Origin of the sequence: Jatrophihabitans sp., from assembly GCF_051960575.1 — a bacterium.
Classification (GTDB): domain Bacteria; phylum Actinomycetota; class Actinomycetes; order Mycobacteriales; family Jatrophihabitantaceae; genus JBQCEE01.
Genome location: NZ_JBQCEE010000415.1, coordinates 1 through 3,789, shown reverse-complemented (window position 1 = coordinate 3,789; position 3,789 = coordinate 1). Strand labels below are relative to the sequence as shown.

Annotated in this window: 3 protein-coding genes and 2 pseudogenes; all 5 read left to right on the top strand. The window is 70.8% G+C overall.

Translation table 11 applies throughout. The features are described 5' to 3' along the window. Positions 1-210: pseudogene (locus tag ACTHMS_RS23080) on the top strand (NADH-quinone oxidoreductase subunit B); the annotation flags it as partial. Further along, positions 203-931 carry an NADH-quinone oxidoreductase subunit C gene (locus ACTHMS_RS23075; protein WP_440309000.1) on the top strand — a complete coding sequence of 243 codons (729 nt, stop codon included), beginning with the start codon at positions 203-205 and terminating at the stop codon, positions 929-931. The pseudogene ACTHMS_RS23080 and the gene ACTHMS_RS23075, both read left to right, overlap by 8 nt. After that, positions 928-2,256, top strand: coding sequence for an NADH-quinone oxidoreductase subunit D (locus ACTHMS_RS23070; RefSeq protein ID WP_440308999.1), 1,329 nt, complete (start codon positions 928-930; stop codon positions 2,254-2,256). The genes ACTHMS_RS23075 and ACTHMS_RS23070 overlap by 4 nt, the downstream gene beginning before the upstream one ends. Further along, entirely contained in the window at positions 2,253-3,182 is a 930-nt protein-coding gene (nuoE, locus tag ACTHMS_RS23065; RefSeq protein WP_440308998.1) for an NADH-quinone oxidoreductase subunit NuoE, read from the top strand. The genes ACTHMS_RS23070 and nuoE overlap by 4 nt, the downstream gene beginning before the upstream one ends. 2 nt (positions 3,183-3,184) lie before the next feature. Further along, positions 3,185-3,789 (top strand): annotated as a pseudogene (locus ACTHMS_RS23060) (NADH-quinone oxidoreductase subunit F); the annotation flags it as partial.

The following is a 3,789-nucleotide window of genomic DNA, read 5'->3' as shown; positions in this document are numbered from 1 at the left end:
GCGATCGTGCAGGGTGTCGACCACGTCGTGCCCGTCGACATGTACCTGCCCGGCTGCCCGCCGCGTCCGGAGATGCTCATCGACGCGGTGCTCAAGCTGCACACCAAGATCATGCACGAGCCGCTGGGGCCCAAGCGGGCCAAGCGGCTCGAGGGCCAGCAGGTCGAGCTGGTGCCGTCGTCCTACCGCTACGCCCGCGCCGATGACTGAGCCGCCGCGTCCGGAGGTCCCGGTGACGACCGACCAGCCGGCGAGCGACATCCAGGCGGTCAGCCAGGCCGCCGACGCCACGGTCGGCGCCGAGCGGCACGGCATGTTCGGTGTCACGGGATCCGGCGACACGTCCGGCTTCGGCGGCCTCGTCCGCGAGCCGTGGTCGCCGCTGCCGGCGCAGCGTCCCTACGGCGGGTACTTCGACGAGATCGTCGACGCGCTGCACGACGCCTGCCCGGTCTTCGACGAGGCGATCGAGCTCATCACCGTCGACCGCGACGAGCTCACCATCCACGTGGCGCGCGAGCACCTCATCGCCGTCGCGACCGCGCTGCGCAACGACCCGGCGCTGCGCTTCGAGCTGCTGTCGAGCGTGTCGGGCGTCGACTACGAGACCTCGCGCCGCCGCCTGCACTCGGTCTATCACCTGACGTCCATGACCTACCGCCGCCGCATCCGGCTCGAGGTGGCCGTGAGCGTCGACGACCCGCACCTGCCCTCGGTCACCGCGCTGTACCCGACCGCCGACTGGCAGGAGCGCGAGGCCTACGACATGTTCGGCCTCATCTTCGACGGCCACCCGGCGTTGACGCGCATCCTCATGCCCGACGACTGGGACGGCTTCCCGCAGCGCAAGGACTACCCGCTCGGCGGCATCCCGGTGCAGTACAAGGGCGCCACGATCCCGCCGGCCGACGAGAGGCGGGCATACCGATGACTGAAACGCAGGACGTGTACGCGCCCAGTCGCGAGACGACCGAGGGACGCGTCTACAACCTCAGCGGCGGCGACTGGGACCTCATCGCCGGCGGCAACGACCCGATCGCCGAGGAACGTCTCGTCCTCAACATGGGTCCGCAGCACCCGTCGACGCACGGCGTGCTGCGGCTGGTGCTCGAGATCGAGGGTGAGACGGTCACCGACGCACGCGCGGTCATCGGCTACCTGCACACGGGCATCGAGAAGAACTGCGAGTTCCGCACCTGGACGCAGGCGGTCACCTTCCTGACCCGGTGCGACTACGTGGCGCCGTTCTCAAACGAGGCCGCGTACTGCATGGCGGTCGAGAAGCTGCTCGGCATCGAGGCGCCGCCGCGGGCGCAGCTCATCCGCGTGCTCATGCTCGAGCTGAACCGGCTCTCGTCGCACTGGGTCTGGCTCGCCACCGGTGGCATGGAGCTCGGCGCGCTCACCGCGATGACCAACGGCTTCCGCGCCCGTGAGCGCATCCTCGACGTCTTCGAGCTCATCACCGGCCTGCGCATGAACCACGCCTACTTCCGGCCGGGCGGCGTCGCGCAGGACCTCCCCGAGGGCGCGATCGAGAAGATCCGCGTGCTGCTCAAGGAGCAGTACGACGAGCTGCGCGGCGTCGACAAGCTGCTGCGCGGCCAGGCGATCTGGGTGAACCGGCTCAAGGACGTCGGCTGGATCGGCGTCGAGGGCTGCCTCGCGCTCGGCGTCACCGGACCGATGCTGCGGGCCGCCGGCCTGCCGTGGGACCTCCGCAAGACCATGCCGTACCTCGGCTACGAGACCTTCGACTTCGAGGTGCCGACCGACGACCGCGGCGACTGCTGGTCGCGCTTCGTCGTGAAGGTCGCCGAGATGCACGAGTCGCTGAAGATCATCGCGCAGGTGCTCGACCGGCTCGCCGAGCCCGGCCCGACGATGCACGAGGACCCGAAGATCGGCTGGCCCGCGCGCCTGTCGCTCGGCCCCGACGGCATGGGCAACTCCCTCGAGCACGTGCAGAAGATCATGGGCACCTCGATGGAGGCGCTCATCCACCACTTCAAGCTGGTCACCGAGGGCTTCCGCGTGCCGCCGGGCCAGGCGTACGTCGGCATCGAGTCACCCCGCGGCGAGCTCGGCTGCCACGCCGTGAGCGACGGCAGCACGCGTCCGTACCGGGTGCACCTGCGCGACCCCGGCTTCGTCAACCTGCAGTCGCTCGCGGCCCTCGCCGTCGGTGGCATGATCGCCGACTGCATCGCCAGCGTGGCGTCCATCGACCCTGTGATGGGAGGCGTCGACCGGTGAGCGAGCTCCCGACCTCGGCCGACACCGGCGCGCTCGGCAGCGGACGCAGCACGTTCCGCACGTCGGTCATCAACCTCGACCGCCCGGGCGACCCGAGCGTCTTCGACGAGAAGACCCGGCTGGACGCGGCCGAGCTGAAGTCGCGCTACCCGGCCGGGCAGGAGCGCTCGGCGCTGCTGCCGCTGCTGCACCTCGTGCAGTCGGTGCAGGGGCACGTGACGCCCGACGGCATCGCCTTCTGCGCCGACCAGCTCGGCATCACCAAGGCCCAGGTGGCGGCGGTCGCGACCTTCTACACGATGTACAAGCGCGAGCCGACCGGCGACTGGCTGGTGAGCGTGTGCACGAACACGCTCTGCGGCTTCCTCGGCGGCGACGAGATCTACAACGCACTCAGCGAGGAACTCGGCGTCGGGCACAACCAGACCACCGCCGACGGCACGTTCACCTTCGAGTCGGCCGAGTGCCTGGCCGCGTGCGACTACGCACCGGTCGTCACGGTGAACTACGAGTTCTTCGACAACCAGACCGTCGACTCGGCGCTCGGCCTGGTGCAGCAGTTGCGCGACGGGCAGCGGCCGATGCCGACCCGCGGCGCGCCGCTGTGCACCTTCAAGCAGATCTCGCGCCAGATCGCCGGGTTCTACGACGACGAGTCGGCGCTCGCGCTCGACGCGAACGGCACCGGCCCGCAGACCGAGGCCGGGGTACGGCTCGCGGTGCAGCGGGGCGAGAGCGCGCCGTCGTACGCGCTCGGTGCCGACGGACGCGACGGCACCGGCGACACCGGCGACACCATGCCCGCGAACGGCGTCGGCGCCGGCACGCGCTCGGACCAGCCGACCAGCCAGCACGACGCACCGCTGACGACCTCGGGATCAGATCCGGCCCACCCGGCCAAGCCGGCCGGCGAGGAGGCGAAGTAGGCATGTCGCTCACGCCCGTGCTCACGAAGCGCTTCGGCACCCAGCAGCCGTGGCGCATCGGCAACTACGAGCGGCTCGACGGCTACGCCGGGCTGCGCAAGGCGCTGACGATGGCGCCCGACGACCTCATCGCGCTGGTGAAGGACTCGAACCTGCGTGGCCGCGGCGGCGCGGGCTTCCCGACCGGCATGAAGTGGAGCTTCATCCCGCAGGGCGACGGCAAGCCGCACTACGTGGTGGTCAACGCCGACGAGGGCGAGCCGGGCACCTGCCGTGACCTGCCGCTGATGATGAACGACCCGCACGCGCTGGTCGAGGGCATCATCATCGCCTGCTACGCCGTGCGCGCCGAGCGGGCGTTCATCTACATCCGCGGCGAAGCGGTGCACGCGCTGCGCCGGGTCGTCGCGGCCGTGCAGGAGGCCCGCGCCCGCGGCTACCTCGGCAGCAACGTCCTCGGTTCGGGCGCGAACGTCGACATCACCGTGCACGCCGGCGCCGGGGCGTACATCTGCGGCGAGGAGACCGCGCTGCTCGACTCGCTGGAGGGCTATCGCGGCCAGCCGCGGCTGAAGCCCCCCTTCCCCGCGGTGGCCGGCCTGTACGC